The organism is Fervidobacterium sp. 2310opik-2 (assembly GCF_011057735.1).
In the GTDB taxonomy this organism is placed as follows: domain Bacteria; phylum Thermotogota; class Thermotogae; order Thermotogales; family Fervidobacteriaceae; genus Fervidobacterium; species Fervidobacterium nodosum.
The window spans coordinates 16,737-35,804 of sequence record NZ_LNGG01000005.1; the positions used below are offsets into that span (position 1 = coordinate 16,737).

Genomic DNA, 19,068 nt, shown 5'->3' on the forward strand with positions numbered 1-19,068 from the left:
TTTTGTTTTAATCATCAAAGCGAATGTTGTGCTATAATATCTATGATTCTAAATTGTTTTCAACTTTAGGGGGGCGATTGGCATGGTGGAAAAAAACGCAAAGGACATGAATAACGTAGGAATATTTAAACGTCCGTTGTTTTTCGCAAGTATCATATTAGGCTTGGCGTTCATAATTGGAATGTCAATTTTCGGTTATCTTTTCTATCTATCGAGAATTCCTCAAAAAACATTAACTGTAACAGGTTCTGCAAGGGAACGCGTAATATCGGATTTGGCGAAATGGTCTTCGAATTATTCTGTAAAGGTCACAGAATCAAAACTTGAAGAAGGATTCAAATTGATAAAATCTTTTGAAAAAAATGTGCTCGAGATTTTTAAAGAAAATGGTATATCGGAAGATGAGATAACAATTTCCGCAATTAGTGTAAACGAGCTTTACGTTGACCCAGAACGTCAAACTGAACGGTTCTACATACTCACTCAACAAATATACGTGGAAACAAAGGATGTAGAACATATAGCTCAAAAATCGAAGAGTATAATCCAAAAGATTTTGGATACAGGAATCGCTTTCCAATCTTTCCCTGTTGAGTATTATTACTCAAAACTTCCAGAAAAAAGAGTTCAACTCTTATCGGAAGCCGTCAAGGACGCACGGAGAAGAGCGGAAGAAATTGCGAAAAGCGGTGGGTTAAAAGTTGGAAAAGTCCTTAGCGCGAGAAGTGGTGTTGTACAAGTTCTTGCCCCGAATAGTGTTGAAATAAGTGATTATGGCTCATACGACACATCAACTTTGGAAAAAGAAATAATGGTAACTGTGAATGTTGTGTTTGAAGCTAAATAGTAAAATTTTGAAAAGTACATCTAAAGGGAGGTAGAACTGATGAGAGATTACATGGCTGAATACAGAAAGTGGCTTGAAAGCCCTCATGTTGATGAGGAAACAAAAAATGAATTAAGGTCTATTGCTAACAACGATGAAGAGATAAAGGAAAGATTTCTTTTTGAACTTGAATTTGGTACAGCTGGTCTGAGAGGTAAGATAGGCGCAGGAACGAACAGGATGAATATATACACGGTTGGAAAAGCTACGCAAGGCCTTGCTGAGTATATCTTAAGCAGAGGAGAAGAATACGCAAAACGCGGTGTTGTTATAGCTTACGATGTAAGACGAATGTCAAGAGAATTCGCAAGGACTACAGCTCAAATACTAGCGGCAAATGGTGTCCAAGTTTATCTATTCGACGATATCAGACCAACTCCTATACTTTCTTACGCCGTTAGGCATTTAAAAACCGCTTCTGGAATAGTTATAACGGCAAGTCATAACCCACCAGAATACAACGGTTACAAAGTTTACTGGGAACAAGGTTCCCAGATAATGGATGATATAGCGGAACCTATTGAAGAAAACATAAGGAAGATAGATGATTTTGGAAAAATTAAAAAGATGGATTTCGACGAAGCGATTAGTAAGGGGTTAATCAAGATAGTTGGGAAAGAGATAGACGAAGCATACTTTGAGAAAGTACTTGGCTTATCACTTAACGATGAGAATATAGATAAAAACATATCGATTATATACACACCTCTCCACGGGACTGGCGGAAGGTTTGTAAGGTATATTCTCACAAAAAGAGGTTTCACTAATTTCACGATAATCCCAGAACAGGAAGAACCAAATGGCGAATTTCCAACTGTTGAATATCCAAATCCAGAAGATCTAAAGGCATTTGACCTAGCATTGAAATACGCGAAAGAAAAAGACGCAGATTTAATACTCGCAACAGACCCAGACGCAGATAGAAACGCGGTTATGGTAAAACACAATGGAGATTACGTACCACTCAACGGTAACCAAACAGGAGCGTTGCTCATTGAGTACCTGCTTTCACAAAGGAAAGAAAAAGGCTTATTGCCAAAAAATGGAATTATAATAAAATCCATTGTTACTGGGGACCTTGGAAAATTGATAGCTAAGCAATATGGTGTAGAGACTTTTGAAACACTTACAGGTTTCAAGAATATCTGCGGACTTGAGAACATGCTCGAAGACAAGTACTCATTCCAATTTGGGTACGAAGAAAGTATAGGGTATGTCACAGGTAATTTTGTACGTGATAAAGACGGTGTAATGATGTCCATGTTAATCTCCGAAATGGCAGCTTACTACAAAAAACAAGGAAAAACATTGGTAGATGTCCTTGAATCACTCTACAAAAAGTTCGGATACTATTTTGAGGGCAACTTCTCAATGATATATGAAGGATTAAAAGGTATGGAAAAGATAAGAAGAATCATGGAAGTTTTCAGAAAGAAATTCCCAAAAGAAATAGGTCCTCTTGAATTAGTAGGATACATAGATTACAAAGAAAGAAAGGTTTACGACAGAAACGGCAATGTCATTGGTGAAGTAGAAAAACATATCCCAGAGTCCAACGTATTAAGGTTCTTCCTAAGTGATGGCTCTTGGTATGCTATAAGACCATCTGGAACAGAGCCAAAGCTTAAAGTTTACATTTACACAGTCGATAAAATAGAGACAGAATCAAAGAAAAAATTATCATTGATAAAAGACACTCTATTAAAAATAATAAACGAAGCTTGACAAAACAAATTTATAGAGATATAATATCCATCGGAGCCGGGGTGGCGGAATTGGCAGACGCAGCGGACTTAAAATCCGCTGGGGAGCGAATCCCCGTGTCGGTTCGACTCCGATCCCCGGCACCAGATGGATGCAATTTGGAATCTTATTGAGATACATTATACGTCGCGGGGTAGAGCAGTCTGGCAGCTCGTTGGGCTCATAACCCAAAGGTCGTGGGTTCAAATCCCACCCCCGCTACCAGAACTAAGAAGGCACTGGTTTAACCAGTGCCTTCTTTTTTCTATTCTATTTTCTCTATCTCCGAAAGTAAGTTTTTAAGCACTTGAAGATCGGAAATAATGTCGTCTATAGAAGCAAAAATGTAAAGTAACTTTGAAAATGATTTTCTATCTATACTTTGGAATAGCTTTTCAAGTGCTTTTATTTTATCTTTTGCATATTCATAGATGGCATCTACTTTATTTGTGAGTATTTTATTCAATTTTTGAATTTCGTCAATAAGTATGTGAGCTTTTTCAAGACTGACTTTGGAAAGGTCGAAAATAAATATAAATGGCTGTGGCATTGAAAAATCTACATTTGTCCTTTCGGCAAACTTTTTAAGTTCTAAAAAGATAACCATTTCAAGGAGTATTTCAAATTCTTTATTCTGAAAGTATTCTTTTTTGTCTAATACATACTGCGGACAGAGCGATACCAAAAATTCAAGGTTGTTTGGCGTGTTTTCAAGTTTTAATACGTATTGACCGGGAAAGGCCATTTGGTACATTTGCTGAAGTGAAATCAAATTTGAAATTTTGAATTTTTCGAAATTTTCTTCATTTAGTTCTATTAAATTATCTGTAGGAATATCAATATTAGTGTTATCGAATTCAAAAACAGAAAATATCATTCCAAACATTTCCTCAGTGGTATTGAAACTGTAACTTATACCAAGTAAGTTAATTATGCTCATTGAGTGCAAATCAATGAATTTCTTCCCGTTTATATCTATTATTATAGGCGCATAGTAATCGATCAATTCATTAAATGAAATATTTGGGTCAAAGTATACTTTCACGTGATTCTTCCCTCTCTTAATGTATAAACGTATGCTAATACCTCAGCAACCGCTTTGTAAAGTTTCTCTGGTATTATATCACCTAATTCTGTGCTGTAGTATATCTCACGGGCAAGTCTTGGGTTTCTAACTATTGGTACGTCGTTCTTCCTTGCTATGTCTATTATCCTCAACGCAACTTTATCTACTCCCTTAGCTACAAGCTTTGGAGCGAAATCTTCTTCTGGGTCGTATTTTAGAGCGCAGGCAAAGTGTGTCGGGTTCGTTATAACAACACTAGCTTTTGGAACTTCCTGCATCATTCTGTGCATTGCAAACTGCATCATTATTTGTCTTTGTCTACGTTTTATTTCGGGATTACCTTCTATTTCTTTAAACTCTTCCTTTATTTCTTGCTTAGTCATCTTGATGTTTTGTTCGTATTCGTACCTTGAGTAGTAATAATCCGCTATGGAAACTACTATAAGTGCTATGCCACATTTTATTATTAATTCTGAAAGCACACCCCACATAATTAAGGTTCCATCAATTAAACTGCTATCCACAGTCAATAAAACTTTATCAAAATTACCCTTTATCACACTGTACCCAACGAAACCAATTATCGCGAGTTTCAAAATAGCTTTCAAAAGCTCAAATAAAGACCTTAAAGAAAACATTCTCTTTAATCCAGTGATGGGGTTAAGTCTATTTAAATCCATTTTCAATGGTTTGAAAGTAAATAAAAATCTTGTCTGTAAAAGTCCTATAATAAGTGAAAAAAGCGCGGTTCCTAAGACAAGAATGGCAACAACTAAGAATGCTGGTCTAAATGTCTGAGATGCGTATATAATAAAGTCTTCAAGAGTTCTTATATCATTATCACTTATTTCAAAAACACTCTGTGTACTTGTGATAAGTGCGTCGATTAACCTTTTCCCAAGTAAAAGAAAAACCATGGAAGCAAATAGAAATCCAAGACCAGATACCAATTCCCTCGAAATTGGGACCTGACCTTCTTCGCGTGCCTTCTGACGCTTTCTTGGTGTCGCTTTCTCTGTTTTGTCAGGGTCTGCGAAGAGTTGTATATCTATTCTATCTATTCTATTTACGCTTAATTTAACCGGTTCAAATTTTTCAATTTTTGATATCAAAAAACTTATACCTCCTAATTTTTAAACTATTTCAATAATCTACTAATATACGGCTCAAGTTTGTAAATCATTCTAGTAATCATCTCAATCCACACAGGTATCATGGTAACTAACAGTAAAAACATTATCATGGTACTCGCTGGCATTGCAACCATAAAGACGTTCATCTGAGGAACAAGGCGTGATAGTATTCCAAAGAGCACGTTGATTAAAAACATTAAGCCGATGATCGGGAGTGCAATTTGGAGCGAAAAAATAAACGCATCCATAAATAATTCAAAGTACTGGCTGTTTATTTCTTTAAATGGTATGTCCGTTATGACAAGCGGGAATTTCTCTATCGATTTTACCACACTTGAGTAGATAATTAGATGTCCTTTTAAGGAAACAAATACGTAAATGGATATAAGGTAGACAAACTCACTTGTAATGGGGGATTCTTCCATCGTTGGATCGAGTGAGCCACTTACGTTAAAACCAGATTGTATACCGAAAATTTCACTACCAATATAGACCGCACCTACGATTGTGTAAGCCATTAAACCTATGACAAAGCCTATAAAGAAATTAAAAAGCAGGGATATGACTAATGTGGATATCGGTAAAGTTATCGGAACCATTATATTTACCATAGGTAATGTTACGTAACTGAGAGCCAAAAGCAAAACTACCATTATTTCTAATGGTAGTGAAAATCCAGCAAACATAGGTGCTATAACCATCATTCCTGTGAGCCTTGTTAAAATAAGCCCCCAGCTAAGCGCGTATCTTTGAAGCAGTGCGTAAATGTCCATGCTTCACCCCAATTAATTCTCGGAGGCGTATGTTTTATCCCTTATGATAATTATACAACACTTTGTTGGTAGGTTTGTCGTTGTAATATGGTCTTGTGCAGTGAGTACAACCTGAGGTTAAAAATGCGTTTTGGATGTCTGGAATTTGTTCGTATTTTATATCAGATATGTACCCGTTTTCGTCAAATTTAATTTCTGGCTCTTGATTTTTATCAAACATTATGTATCTGAGAATCTGGATTTTCCTATATCTTTCAAGTGTTGGTTGGGGCGACTTTTCTAATTTCGTGCCTTTAACAGGTGTAAATGCAAATAACGCTATCTGGACGTTTAAACTTTTCATCTTTTTGAAGATTTCGTACAATTCCATATCGTTTTCGCCAAGTCCAACTATGATGTGCGTTGTTATTCTTCCTTCGTATTTCAAAGCTCCATAACTAATTAATTCTAATGTGTAATCAATGGGCCAACCTCTGTAAAGCCTATGCAAGTTTGCATTTACAATATCTATCGCTATCCCAACTTGGTCAATTCCAGAATTCATAAATGTATCTAATTCTTGTTTATTCGCGACACGCGTTGAAACGGATATAGGTACTTCTTTGTCTATTTCCCTTATTTTTTGAACTAAACTGAGTATGTCTTTTGCATATGCTTTGTAATTTACCGTTTGGACGCATATTCTTTTGAACAGTTTTGTATTAGCCAATAAATTCTCGATATTAATTTCTTTCCATGTAACCCTCGAAAGGTAAGAAGGGTCTGTCTTCGAGCTTTTTGCATGTGTGCAATAAGCGCAATCGTATAAGCAATCACCGTCTAACATGAGATAGGCGGTTGGCATTTCGTCTGGAATTTTTTCGCCGTTCAGAAGTTTCCAAGTCCAAAATGAAGCTCTTAGAACCATTACGCTATACCTTCCTTTGCAAATTGTATCTCGTACAGTCTATAATACGCTCCACGTTTTCTGAGAAGTTCAAGGTGTTTACCCTCCTCAGCTATTTGACCATCAGCAACGACTATTATTCTGTCAGCTTCGACAACTGTTGACAATCTGTGAGCAATCATTATTACCGTGTTTTCTTTTGATAGTTCTCTGACTGCTTTTTGGATTCTGTGCTCTGTTTCAACATCGATGTTACTCGTCGCTTCGTCTAATATGAATATCTTTGCACCGAAAAGTACAGACCTTGCAAGGGCAATCAGTTGTCGTTCGCCGGCAGATATACCTTTTCCACGCTCAACAATTTCCGTGTAAACACCCTTCGGAAGTCTCTCAATGATATCCAACGCCTGAACCTTCTCAAGTGCTTTATAAACATCACTTTCCGAGTATTCTTCGTGGAATAGTCTTATATTATCAAGCAATGTTCCACTGAATAAAACAACATCTTGAGGGACCGCGGAAACTTGTTTTCTAAGCATTTGTAAATCGTACATTTCAAGTGGGACATCATCTATCAAGATGCTTCCTTGCTGTGCTCTGTACATACCGTTTATAAGGTTCATTATAGTAGTCTTACCTGCGCCAGTTTCACCAACGATAGCGACTAATTCTCCGGGATGGAATTTTAAGTTAACGTCTTTCAATATCCATCTTTCATTGTCATACGTGAACCAAACGTTTTTGAATTCTATCTTGCCTTCCTTTATTTCTGATACATTCCCTTGCGTATGAATTTCTTCCGTTGGCTCATCAAGTAGTGCAAATATCTTCTCCGCACTTGCCGTTGTGTTTTGTATGATATCGTACTTTTCTGACAAATCTTCTATTGGCCTCATGAAAGTGTCGATGTACGAAACAAAAGCAAATAAATCACCGAAATTCAAAACTTTGTTTAGTATGTACTTTGAGCCGAACCATATTATCAAAGACATGGTGAGGTAATAAAGAAAGTTTATCAGTGGCCTGAATATACCAAATACATACAACTGGTTCATACGTGATTTGTACAATTCTCTATTAACTTTATCAAATTCTTTTCTTTTAAACTCTTCAGCATTAAAAAGTTTTGTTACAGGCATTCCAGCAAGATTTTCAGCAATGTACGCGTTTATCTTCGCAATACCAGCCCTAACGGCTCTGTACGCTTTTATATCAAAATATCTAAACACTACCATAGCGATTATTATAAGTGGAAATACGTAAATGATATCCAAAAATAGCCTGGAGCTTATACTCCACATCATTATAATAACACCAGTCAATAGAAAAACATCGTTAATAATACTTGTGATAACTGAGGTGAAAAACTCCTGGACATTCTGCGTATCGCTCGTTATTCTCGTTGTTATCTGCCCACTGGGATGTCTGTCGAAAAACGACATTGGAAGTCTAAGTATATGGTCATAAAGCTGTCTTCGAATATCGTAAACGATTTTTCCGCCTATGTAAGTCGTAACAAAGATAGACAAATATTCAAAGAGAAATATACCACCAGAAACAATTAAAAATAACAAAGCCTGTCTTGAGATACCTGCAAGCTTATCCGCTGCGGACAGTTCCTGGGAAAGTATATAAGTATTAATTGCCTTTCGAACGATTTGTGGAGGCATGAGTGTAAGATAAGTCAAAGTAATGACTATCAGTATAGCGACAATCATTAAATGGAAATAAGGGAACGAATACTTCAATAATCTAAAAAAGACAGTTTTTTTAACTTTGCTTTCTCTATCTTCCGCTTCTTTTTGCTGTTTAATCTCCAAAATAGCTCACCCCTTAGGAATTTAGTTCACTATCTTCGAATTCTATCTTTCCAGTTATTTTGGATTTATAACATCTTTCATCTGCAAGTTTCAATACCTTGTTGATATCCCCTTCCGCAGGATAGATTGCAACACCTGTTGAAAATGTCATACCCGCTGAAGAACTAAAGCAATCTAATATCCTTCCAATTACCTTTTCGACGATAGTTTCTTCAGTTGTATTGAGTATAATTATGACTTCATCACCACCATAACGGAACGCGATATCTGTTTTTCGTATGTTCATATTTATACACTTACCAAATTTCTTCAAAATTTCATCGCCTTTCTCATGTCCATACATATCGTTAATCATCTTAAATTTGTTCAAGTCTAAAAACGCTAGTGAAAAACTGTTAAGTGGAATGTTCTGAATAAATTCCTCGAATGTTCTTCGTGTCTTCAACCCAGTCAATACATCAATCTCCGCTTTTTCTTTCACTGTCTCAAAAAACCTTCTGTTTTCAAGTATAAAAGCCATCTGGTCAGCAAGGTCTTTTAGAACGGTGAGTTGATAGTCACTGATAGGTTTTAAATCGAAATTGTTATCAGCTATAATCAATCCAAGTATATTTTCACCGCTTTTGACAGTGACAAGCGCGAACTCTTTTAATATATCAAATGTTTCAGCAAGTTCTGGAATCTCTTCCTTGGAAATTACGTGAGCCTCTCCATCGGTGTATTTTTTAACAACATCAAGTTCTATAGTTTTTCCCTCGTAAAGTAATTCAAGAGCCGATCTGAAATCTTTAGACACAGTATCTAAAAAGTCTTTCATATTAAGTTCGATATCTTCTATCGCTTCCCATATCCTATTAGCCTCTTCCTGTGTTCTTGGACCAATGGCTTTTTGGAAAACAAACTTCTCATCGGTATAATAAAAGAACATTGCTCTATTGAAAGAACCTGCGTAACCGGCAGTTATACCTGTGAGAAATGCGTAAAGTATAGTGTTTATATTTGAATCTTTATTAAGAGTATACTTAATAATTAATTTGGAGTTTATAAAGCTTTGCGCAAGTCTTGTTGCTTGGTAATGAATATAGAACAATTTTTTGGCCATTTCTTCCCTTAGATTTTTTATCATGTAAAACACAACATCTTGAGGTGGTAGGTTAAGTATATTGTAATCAAGAGATATACTATCAATTTCTGAATACAAAACCGCTCTTTGTTCTTCTACTTTGTCAACAACATAGATGTTTTTAATTTCAGAACATGAAAGTTTTTCAGAAATTCTCCAAAGTTTAAATAGATTTTCTGGAACTTTATTTGGGTCGTTGAAAACGTACAAGTCAACAAAGTAAGTCACATTGTACTTTATTATTTCACTTAACAGATATGATAAATAACTGTCTATGTAAGCAATCTTTATACGCCTTTTAAATTCATCCCAATGTACAGTCCTAACCATCAATTGCTTTGCGATCCATTCAAGAAATTCTTTATCTCTATTATCGAATGGAGCAATGTAATGACTATCTATGTCTATTTCACCAAATACGCTTCCATCATTTCTAAATATAGGTACAACAATTTCACTCTTCACATGAGGGCTGCAAGAAAGATAATTTGTCTCTTGCGAAACATCTTGCACAATGAAGGTAAGTTTTGTATCTGCCGCCTGACCACATATACCCTTTCCAACAGGAATTCTAACGTGTTCTGTAGGTTCACCCACGTATGGACCAAGGACTAGCATTCCTTCATCGTCCATAAGGTAAAAACCTGTCCAGTTGTAGTATGGGACATGTTCATCAAGCAATTTACAAATCATCTCAAGTAAATTTTCGTTTTTGGCAGATACTATTTGTTTTTTCAAATATTCGAAAATCTCTGATTTATCGTAATAATTTCCTTCAAGTTCTCCATGCCTAAAGTGGACAACCGATTGATATATGGCATCTGCAAGCTTGTCTATTTTACCTTTCTTCCATATGGAGTACACATCAAAAACGATAACTTTTTCACTCTTCCCGTCAACAACAATCCAATCCTTCTCACCAATACCAACGATAAGGTAAATCACAAAATCTTCCTTAGAAAGCTGAAAATCGCGCGCGCTCTTTCTGATGCGAACTGTGAGCTCATCTCTTATATTTTCTTTATTTTCGTCATACCAATGCGAAAGCTCGGTAAGTTCATTTCTGCTTATAGATAAAAGTTTCTCATAGAAACCGTCGAATTTGTTAGCATAGTTGTCGGTAATTGGCTTATAAGGAAGCTTTTTCCAAAATTCGATCCATTCTTTTTTTTGATATGTTAAAATATCAAGAAAATCACCTATGTGGTTTTCAACCAAGCTACGCATTTAATAACCTCCTCACTTTTCATTTTTTATTTTTTTACTTAATATTACCACTCTTCAATTTTTATTGTTTTTTCCTCCAATACCTCATATTTCATATCATCCGTGACTTTAACAATTATTATCTTTGTGCCATAAGAAATTTCGAGAATATCACCGGGTTTAACTTCGTAACTTGGTTTCAACGGTCTACCATCTTTTTTTACAAGTCCAGCTTTAGAGACTTCCTGCGCCACAGTTCTTCTTTTTATTATTCTGTTTTGCTTTAAAAACTTATCCAAGCGCATAAACTCACCCCTTAAAATTATACCACACTTTTTTTATTCGTTATACGAACAATTTATGAATTTTACCAAGCTTTTTGAAATAGCATTAAGTGACAAGGTGAATTAACAAAAATCTCGGTCACGTTGGACCGAGATTGCTGAAAATGATTTTTCGCGGAATTTTTGAAAATATATCATATATTAGACATCTAAATCGACTAAGCTAAGTTGTCTTGCGTGTCTCATTATGTATTCTCTTCGTTCTTCAGGATCTTTACCCATAAGTATTTCGAAAAGGCTGTCTGCTTCTTCCGCGTCTTCTATCTTTACTTTTATTATCTTTCTTGTTTTCGGATTCATCGTGGTTTCCCAAAGTTGTTCAGGGTTCATTTCACCAAGACCTTTGTACCTCTGGACTTCATATCTTTTGTTATTTTGCTTAGCTATGTTTATCATTTCGTTCAATTCTTCATCGGAATATAGATACATCGGTTTTTCTCCGCTTATAGACAGTTTGTACAAAGGTGGCATTGCTATGTATATTCTCTCTTCTTCTATTAGTTGTCTCATGTACCTGTAGAATAAGGCTAAGAGGAGCGTTCGTATGTGCGCGCCATCAACGTCAGCATCGGTCATTATAACAATTTTTCCGTATCTAAGTTTGCTTGTGTCAAAATTCTCGCCAATCCCTCCACCAATAGCCATTATTATATCTTTTACCTGTTCATTTTTGAGAAGTTTTAATTCACTGCTCTTTTCAACGTTTAGTATTTTTCCCCTGAGTGGTAAAATGGCTTGGAAGTTTCTATCTCTAGCTTGTTTTGCACTACCACCTGCGGAATCTCCCTCAACAATAAATAGTTCTGCCTCCTCGAAATTTTTGGTTATACAGTCAGCAAGTTTACCCGGCAATGTTGACGCGCCAAGCGCGCTCTTCCTTTTTACGGCTTCCCTTGCTCTTTTTGCAGCTTCTCTTGCTTCTCTTGCTTGTTGGGCTTTTTGAATGATTATCTTTAAAACTGTTTCGTTAACTTCGAAATAATCGGTTAGTTTATCCCTTACAACTTTTGCAACGGCATCTTGGATTTCTTCATTTCCAAGTTTTGATTTTGTTTGTCCTTCAAATTGAGGTGTTCCCATCATAAGTACGTTAACAACAGCGGTCATACCTTCACGTAAATCTTCACCTTTGAACGGTTCACCTTTAATTAAATTTTTCTTTTTCCCAAGTTCATTAACAACTCTTGTGAAAGCCGTTTTAAAACCAGTAACGTGCGTTCCACCATCGATTGTTTTTATATTATTGACAAATGAAACTATTGTTTCACCATCTTCATCCGTGTATTGGAATGCTATATGCACTTCGCAATCTTGTTGAGAACCATCGATAACAACCACTTCATGTAATGTTTTTGAACCTTTATTCAAATGAGCTATAAATTCCTTCAAACCGCCAGCGTAATGGAGTGTCCTTTTAATATCGTTTCTTTCATCAACAAATTCGATTGTTATGCTTGGATTGAGAAAAGCCAAGTCTCTTAAGCGTGTTAATATGGTATCCGAATCAAATTCGGTAGTTGTAAATATGAGTTTATCTGGTTTGAACCTTACGATTGTTCCTCTCTTGTTTGTTTCTCCAATAACCTCAACTTCTGTTGTTTTTATACCTCTGGCGTACCTTTGTCTATAAATTTTCCCATCCCTGTGGACTTCAACTTCCATCCACTCAGAAAGCGCATTAACAACGGAAGCACCAACACCATGTAAACCACCACTAACTTTGTAACTGCTTTTTGAGAATTTTCCACCAGCGTGAAGCGTAGTCATGACTACTTCTAGAGCGCTTGTGCCTGTTTCGGGATGGATATCGACAGGGATACCTCTACCGTTGTCCTCCACTTCAACTGAACCATCGGACTTTATTGTAACTTTTATAGTATCACAAAATCCTTGAAGGGCTTCGTCGATACTATTATCAACAATTTCATATACAAGGTGGTGTAAGCCATTCTTTCCTGTTGAACCAATATACATACCCGGTCTTTGCCTGACAGGCTCAAGACCTTTTAAAACTTGTATATTTTGAGCATTGTAATCACTTGCTTCATTGATATTATTAACATTTGTTGTGGGATTGTCTACTCTATCTATCATCAAAACACCTCCATACCGGGATTTTTAATATTTTGCTTATTTAATGCTCAGCAACTAACGATAATTTTATCAACTTTAATTTGCACGATGTTGTATATTCTTTTTTTTATTTGTCTCGACATTTTTCTTATTTCGCTAGCCCAAATACAATCATCACACTCAATAGAAAGAGTGCCTTCTTTATATTCAATGAATTTAATGTGTTTTGCTATAATCTGGCCAAATATCTCTTGAGATTTTTCACTGAGAATGGAAAGAAAGTAAACTTTTTGAAAGAATGAATTTGTTCTTGACAGTTCCTTTATGGCGTTTTTTAAAGTAAGCATTTAATGTATCCCTCAAATTCTTCTGATAACTTTTTACTTAATTCATAGGATCTGGTTTGGATATCTCCAATTTGATTGACAGGTACTATTCCTCTACTTGTATGAGTTAAGAACACTTCATCACATTCAAATAGTTCGTAAGGTTCAACGAATCGTTCTTCGATTGTGTATCCTTTTTCTTTCAAAAAAATCATTACATACATTCTCGTTATTCCATCTAGTATTCCAGATTCGAGAGATGGGGTGATAATCTTTCTTTGCTTGATTATAAACACGTTGCTGAAAGTCCCTTCACACACTTGCCCTTTATTTCCTAACATTAAAACATCATAATTGTCCCCTTTTGTCAATCGCGCAAGGTATATGTCCGGTCTTCCAAGAGATTTTAAATCTGGTGGAATGCTCCATGGATCCGCCCTTCGAACGTTTGTAAAATCTATCTTAATGTATCCGGCGTTCATATCTTCTGCCGTCTCTCTGAATACATAACTGACCAATTTGTTTGAATAAGCATAAACAATCCTTATTCTTTCAGAAAGATTCTCATATACGAGATTTTCAAATTCTTTAAACGACGGTGGATCGATTTTCAAATAAGATAATGATTTGCATAATCTATTGTAATGTTCCTTTACCGCAAAGGGTTTATCGTTGTATGTTCTTAATGTTTCATAAACACCTATCCCTTTGGTTAAAACTTCTATGAGTTCAGTCGTTTGAAACTTGCTTTTTAGCAACTTTCGACACCACACCTTCTGCTGTTACTGACAGTATAACGGTTTTGACAAAATCGCCAATTATTCCACCATTTGTTTCGTGTGGTATGTAATATTCATCGTAACCAATGTATATTCCATTCATAACTCCCTCAACAAGAACTGTTGTTGTCTTTCCTACCAGCTTTCTCTTATAAGCGTTTGCGACATTTTGAGAATGTGATATGAGCATTTCAACTCTATCTTTCTTGACATTACCAGGTACCTTTCTGTCCATTTGAGCCGCTCTCGTGCCAGGTCTTTCCGAGAACCTAAATGCGTGAACTTTGCTGAATTCTAATTTTGATACCAAATCAATTGTTTCTTGAAATTCCTGCTCGCTTTCTCCTGGGAAACCAACCATTATGTCCGTTGTTATTGAAAATAGCGGGTCAGCTGCCCTTAATTTTTCAACTAAACCCAATAAATAATCAGCCGTATAGTTTCTTCCCATTCTTTTAAGAACGCTGGTGCTACCACTTTGGATAGGAATATGTAAATGATTGCATATCTTATCGTTTTCAAGGATTATATTTATAAGTTCATCATCTAAATCTTCAGGGTTTATTGAACTTAATCTTATCCTGAAGTCGCCATTTATTTTCGAGACCTCGTTAAGTAGTTTAGCTAAATTCGTACCGATATCCTTACCGTACTTACCAAGGTTAAGACCTGTTATAACTAATTCTTTATGTTTTTTAGTAATGAGTTGCTCTGCTTCTTTGATTACAACTTCTATGGGTTTGCTTCTAATTCTTGTACCCCTCAGACTTCTTATAACGCAATATGTACAACCATTATTACATCCATCTTCAACTTTTATGAAAGCTCTTGACCTTTCAGCAATAGAATCTTTTACCATTTCGTAAGAGATATCATCTTCACGCCAATAATCTATTTTTGAATATATACCATTTTCGTTCAAAAATTTCACAATGCTTTTCTTTTCAGAATTGCCAAGAACTAAGTCTACTCCAAGTGTTTCATATTCTGAGCTCTCTCTTGGAATCTGAGTATAACAACCAGTAAGGATTATCTTTGAATCTGGGTTTTCTTTTCGTATATGCCTAATGGTCTGCCTTACTTTTCTTTCTGCTTCACCGGTTACAGCACAACTGTTGATTATGTAAATATCTGCGTTAACATCTGACTCAGGAATGACAATATAGTCTGCGTTTTCCAACATTTCTATCATTAATTCGCTTTCATATTGATTCATTTTACAACCTTGTGTTATAACAGATACCCTTGTTTTATTCATAATCTTTTAACCATTCACCACCGTTTCTTTCCTTATAGCGCTCTTTAATACCGATATTCTCATCACTACACCAATCAAAGTATTATTATCATCAACAACAGGAATTACTTTGAAATTCTTTCTCATAAATGCGTCCGCTACATAAAGGATTGTGTCGTTAGGCTTTACAGTAAAAACTGGTTTTGAAATGTATTTTCCAACAGGGTCACGAGATATTTTCTTAAGATTATTTAATACAAGATTTGTATCTGGCAAAAACGCAGCAGTTTGAAGCAAGTTGAAATAACTTGGTAAACAAGCCCTGATTATGTCTTCTTCACTAATAAAACCAACGACTTTTAAATCATTATCAACAACCGGAACTCCAGACATACTTGATTTTTCAAGTAAATCTATAACTTGCTCAACAGTTTCATTTTCGAAGACAAATGTTAAATCGTAAGTCATCACATCCTTAACTTTTAAAGTTTCCATATTATTCCACCCTCTCACTGTTTATTAAACTTAAAAACCTCTCTATTTCGTTCCTTGAAGGTGGTTCTTTACCCATGTACGTAGTTTTAGCAACTGCTGCAGCGTAACCATATCTTGCCATATCGATGCAACATTTATCTTCAAAATGAGCTATTACCATACCTGCAACAAAGATATCTCCAGAACCCAATAAGTACGAATGGTCAATATCTGTCTTTGGTGAGAATTTCCAAACTCCATCAGCTGTTCCAACAAAATCGAATACTGTTTTGTAAGATAATATGACAAGGCTTGCACCACGTTTTACAAATTCTTTTGTCATTTCAATATATTCTTTTTCTGTATTCAGTATATTTCCTAGTATCTTTTCACTTCTTCTCATATCGTATTTTAGTACGTCTGGAAAGGATATCTTTATTGACTCATTTATTATTTCATCACGTGCTTCCCAAAAAACTGTTTTTTTGTATTTTTTAGCTATTTTTGTCAATTCACCATAGATACTATTTGGCACACCGCGTGGTACACTTCCAGAAATAACAACCGTGCTTACTTGTTGTACGAGAACTTCGTAACGTCTTATAAAAGATTCTATTGAAGAAGAATCGACAATTGGTCCTTCAGAATTTATCTCTGTAAGAGTGTGATTAATTGTATCAGCAATCGCTATATTCTCACGTGTTTCATCGTTTATATGTACAAAACTTGTCGTTATCATTTGACCAGTCTTTTTAAGTTCAGAAATGAGAACTTTGCCAACGTATCCCCCAACGAAACCAGTAACTATTGATGGAATACCATACTTTGAAAGTATTACCGCGACATTTACACCTTTTCCACCAGGTGTCATTTTATTTTTTTCGTTTGGTACGATGTTTAATTTATCTAAAGTGAAGTTGTCTATTACAAATTCCCTATCCAAGGCAGGATTCAAACAAACTGCAAGCACTTTTTTCATGATTTTACCCCCAATATGTAATCTTCCGGTTTACCGTTATAAGTCATTCTACCATTTTTCATAATAACTAAGATATCCCCCAACCCTATAAATCTCTTCAATGTACGCGTCGCTAATATTATTATCCTCTCTTCTGAAAGGTTTTTGAGCAACTTAGTTACAAACTCGACGTGTTCATCATCAAGATGGTCAAGGATGCAATCGAAAACAAGTATAGAAGCCTTTCTAAGCGAGGATATAAACAACAACAGGCCTATTTTTTCAAGCACATACAAATCAGAAAGAGGTGTTTTTTCAAATTTATAAAGAGCTTTTAATACTCCAAATTCGTCTAACTGAGTAGCGTATTTTTCAACACTGAATTCAAAATCACGACCAAAAACGATATGTATCAACTCTTTCAAATTAATATAATCTAAAGATTCCAAAAAATTTGTATCAAGATACCCTACAATACTCCTAATTGTTTTTTCATCAATACTTTGAATGTCTTTATCGTCAAAGTACATCTTTCCAGAATACTTTATATCTGGGTATATCTCTTTATTTAAGCACGCAAAACTTCTCAGGAAAGCGGATTTTCCTGAGCCTCTTGGTCCATAAAGAACTGCTATATTGCCAACATTGAGAGTTAAGTTTATGTTTTCAAAAAGTACACTTTCACCAACACTTGCTGAAAAATTCTCACATTTTATTTTCGATATTTTGCTCTCGTTGTTTTTTCTTTTCATCTTTTTTCACCGTATCTTTCAATCTTTCCTCAAGCATTTCCTGGGCCTTTTCGTTACCAAGATTTGCTAATTTTATAAGTTCATACTGAGATAATATCTTTTCCTGAGTTTTCTTTTTTAACTTCTGCATCATTTCATCCCCTTTTTGATTTCTATTTTTCTTTTTTCGATAATATTATACCATTTTTCAGTTAAAAGGTCTTGTATGCTTTTTTAATTTTCTGCTTCTTAAGTTAAGTTTTATTAATAAAAAACTAAGGTGAGACACCCTTTAAAGAGTGCCTCACCTTAGTTTTATGTTTTTTAATTTTTAACCTGCCAAAGTCAAAAAGTTTAAAGCATTAGAAATTTTTATCCCATTCTTCCATAAATTCCTTTATTCTTTTTAAGCCTTTATCGAGAGTTTCAATATTTGTTGCAAAACTCATTCTTACAAAGCCTGGCATATCAAAAGCGCTTCCAGGAACTGTCGCTACTAACTTTTCTGAAAGCAATCGTTTGCAAAATTCCTCATCGCTACCTTTGACTTTGAAGAACAAGTAAAATGCACCTTTTGGTTCTACAAAAGAAAGGCCATATTCTTCCGCTTTTTCAACAACAAATTTTCTTCTTTTTTTAAATTCTTCAATCATGTAAGAATTGTCAGTTTCACACGCTTTGATAGCTGCATATTGAGCGGTTGTGTTTATGTTAGAACTTAAGTGACTTTGTATTTTAGAAATTCTCTTTTTGATATCTTTATTCTTTGTCGCGACGTATCCAACCCGCCAACCAGTCATCGCGTGCGATTTGCTGAATGCGTTCACGTATATCAATAAATCGTCATCTACAAGACCATACATTGAAACATGATTACCTTCGTAAACTAAATCATCATAAACTTCGTCACTTATTACGTATATTCTCTTTTCGTTGGCTATGTCTGCAATTGCTTTCATTGTTTCATAATCGTAAATTCCACCCGATGGGTTGTTTGGTGAATTTACAACTATCAATTTTGTTTTAAGAGTTATCGCTGAAAGTAATTCGTCCACGGTTGGGACAAATTGCCTTTCAAAACTTGTTCTAACTACAACTGGTTTCGCTCTGACCATTGTTATTTGAGCAGGGTAACTAACCCAGTACGGCGCAAAGAGTATAGCTTCATCACCTTCATCAAGAATTGAGGCAAAAGCATTGAAAAGCGCCTGTTTTCCCCCGTTACTCACAACAATTTCATCAGGAGTAAATTGAACTTTTTTCTTTTCCTTTAAGTATTTTGAAATAGCCTCTCTTAAAGGTAGTATCCCATTACTGTCTGTGTACTTTGTAAGTCCTTTATTAAGCGCATTAATTGCTTCTTCAATAATAGGTCTTGGCGTTTGAAAATCAGGTTCTCCAGCCGTTAAGTTGACAACATCTTTACCTTCAGATATGAGTTTTTTTGCAAGAGAATCTACCTCTAATGTTTTTGAAGGAGCTATTAAATCAACAGGATGCATATTTATCT

Annotated in this window: 18 protein-coding genes and 2 tRNA genes; 4 read left to right on the plus strand and 16 right to left on the minus strand. The window is 35.4% G+C overall.

Going from position 1 to position 19,068, the window contains the following annotated elements:
* Nucleotides 1-82: 82 nt before the first annotated feature.
* From AS161_RS02635 to AS161_RS02650, 4 genes are all read left to right on the plus strand, one after another.
* The gene (locus AS161_RS02635) at nucleotides 83-847 is read left to right on the plus strand and encodes an SIMPL domain-containing protein (protein WP_011994122.1); all 765 of its coding nucleotides are present in this window, start codon (nucleotides 83-85) and stop codon (nucleotides 845-847) included.
* A gap of 39 nt (nucleotides 848-886) precedes the next feature.
* Entirely contained in the window at nucleotides 887-2,611 is a 1,725-nt protein-coding gene (locus AS161_RS02640; protein WP_164541706.1) for a phospho-sugar mutase, read from the plus strand.
* Between the two features lie 35 nt (nucleotides 2,612-2,646).
* Nucleotides 2,647-2,736 (plus strand) — tRNA-Leu (locus AS161_RS02645).
* A 41-nt stretch (nucleotides 2,737-2,777) separates the two neighbouring features.
* Nucleotides 2,778-2,854 (plus strand) — tRNA-Met (locus AS161_RS02650).
* 40 nt (nucleotides 2,855-2,894) lie between these two features.
* Here AS161_RS02650 and AS161_RS02655 read toward each other — a convergent pair.
* The 16 genes from AS161_RS02655 to aspC all read right to left on the minus strand — a co-directional run bounded on the left by AS161_RS02655 (nucleotide 2,895) and on the right by aspC (nucleotide 19,060).
* On the minus strand, nucleotides 2,895-3,674 hold the full coding sequence (locus tag AS161_RS02655; protein WP_011994124.1) for a hypothetical protein: 780 nt from the start codon (nucleotides 3,672-3,674) through the stop codon (nucleotides 2,895-2,897).
* A complete protein-coding gene (gene flhB, locus AS161_RS02660; RefSeq protein WP_164541707.1) occupies nucleotides 3,671-4,807 on the minus strand; it encodes a flagellar biosynthesis protein FlhB in 1,137 nt (378 codons plus the stop codon). The genes AS161_RS02655 and flhB overlap by 4 nt, the downstream gene beginning before the upstream one ends.
* A 26-nt stretch (nucleotides 4,808-4,833) precedes the next feature.
* Nucleotides 4,834-5,601, minus strand: a complete 768-nt coding sequence (locus tag AS161_RS02665; RefSeq protein ID WP_164541708.1) for a flagellar biosynthetic protein FliR — start codon at nucleotides 5,599-5,601, stop codon at nucleotides 4,834-4,836.
* A gap of 34 nt (nucleotides 5,602-5,635) precedes the next feature.
* Nucleotides 5,636-6,508, minus strand: a complete 873-nt coding sequence (locus AS161_RS02670) for a radical SAM protein (RefSeq protein WP_164541709.1) — start codon at nucleotides 6,506-6,508, stop codon at nucleotides 5,636-5,638.
* Nucleotides 6,508-8,205, minus strand: coding sequence for an ABC transporter ATP-binding protein (locus AS161_RS02675; RefSeq protein WP_049751095.1), 1,698 nt, complete (start codon nucleotides 8,203-8,205; stop codon nucleotides 6,508-6,510). Before AS161_RS02675 ends, AS161_RS02670 begins: the two co-directional genes overlap by 1 nt.
* Before the next feature lie 115 nt (nucleotides 8,206-8,320).
* Complete coding sequence (locus AS161_RS02680) at nucleotides 8,321-10,657, minus strand: diguanylate cyclase (RefSeq protein WP_011994129.1); 2,337 nt, start codon at nucleotides 10,655-10,657, stop codon at nucleotides 8,321-8,323.
* Nucleotides 10,658-10,701: 44 nt separating this feature from the next.
* Entirely contained in the window at nucleotides 10,702-10,941 is a 240-nt protein-coding gene (locus AS161_RS02685; RefSeq protein ID WP_011994130.1) for a S4 domain-containing protein, read from the minus strand.
* Nucleotides 10,942-11,121: 180 nt separating this feature from the next.
* Nucleotides 11,122-13,074: a DNA topoisomerase (ATP-hydrolyzing) subunit B gene (gene gyrB / locus AS161_RS02690; RefSeq protein ID WP_164541710.1), complete on the minus strand. Its 1,953-nt coding sequence runs from the start codon at nucleotides 13,072-13,074 to the stop codon at nucleotides 11,122-11,124.
* 47 nt (nucleotides 13,075-13,121) lie between these two features.
* On the minus strand, nucleotides 13,122-13,400 hold the full coding sequence (locus tag AS161_RS02695; protein WP_011994132.1) for a DUF721 domain-containing protein: 279 nt from the start codon (nucleotides 13,398-13,400) through the stop codon (nucleotides 13,122-13,124).
* Nucleotides 13,388-14,137, minus strand: a complete 750-nt coding sequence (locus tag AS161_RS02700; RefSeq protein ID WP_164541711.1) for an aminotransferase class IV — start codon at nucleotides 14,135-14,137, stop codon at nucleotides 13,388-13,390. The genes AS161_RS02695 and AS161_RS02700 overlap by 13 nt, the downstream gene beginning before the upstream one ends.
* Nucleotides 14,109-15,416, minus strand: a complete 1,308-nt coding sequence (mtaB, locus tag AS161_RS02705; RefSeq protein ID WP_164541712.1) for a tRNA (N(6)-L-threonylcarbamoyladenosine(37)-C(2))-methylthiotransferase MtaB — start codon at nucleotides 15,414-15,416, stop codon at nucleotides 14,109-14,111. The genes AS161_RS02700 and mtaB overlap by 29 nt, the downstream gene beginning before the upstream one ends.
* Before the next feature lie 6 nt (nucleotides 15,417-15,422).
* Entirely contained in the window at nucleotides 15,423-15,890 is a 468-nt protein-coding gene (locus AS161_RS02710; protein ID WP_164541713.1) for a CBS domain-containing protein, read from the minus strand.
* A gap of 1 nt (nucleotide 15,891) precedes the next feature.
* Nucleotides 15,892-16,848, minus strand: a complete 957-nt coding sequence (locus tag AS161_RS02715; RefSeq protein ID WP_164541714.1) for a PfkB family carbohydrate kinase — start codon at nucleotides 16,846-16,848, stop codon at nucleotides 15,892-15,894.
* The gene (locus AS161_RS02720) at nucleotides 16,845-17,579 is read right to left on the minus strand and encodes an ABC transporter ATP-binding protein (protein WP_011994137.1); all 735 of its coding nucleotides are present in this window, start codon (nucleotides 17,577-17,579) and stop codon (nucleotides 16,845-16,847) included. Before AS161_RS02720 ends, AS161_RS02715 begins: the two co-directional genes overlap by 4 nt.
* Nucleotides 17,533-17,709 carry a hypothetical protein gene (locus tag AS161_RS02725; protein WP_164541715.1) on the minus strand — a complete coding sequence of 59 codons (177 nt, stop codon included), beginning with the start codon at nucleotides 17,707-17,709 and terminating at the stop codon, nucleotides 17,533-17,535. The genes AS161_RS02720 and AS161_RS02725 overlap by 47 nt, the downstream gene beginning before the upstream one ends.
* A gap of 211 nt (nucleotides 17,710-17,920) precedes the next feature.
* The gene (gene aspC, locus AS161_RS02730; protein ID WP_011994138.1) at nucleotides 17,921-19,060 is read right to left on the minus strand and encodes an aspartate aminotransferase; all 1,140 of its coding nucleotides are present in this window, start codon (nucleotides 19,058-19,060) and stop codon (nucleotides 17,921-17,923) included.
* Nucleotides 19,061-19,068: the final 8 nt, after the last annotated feature.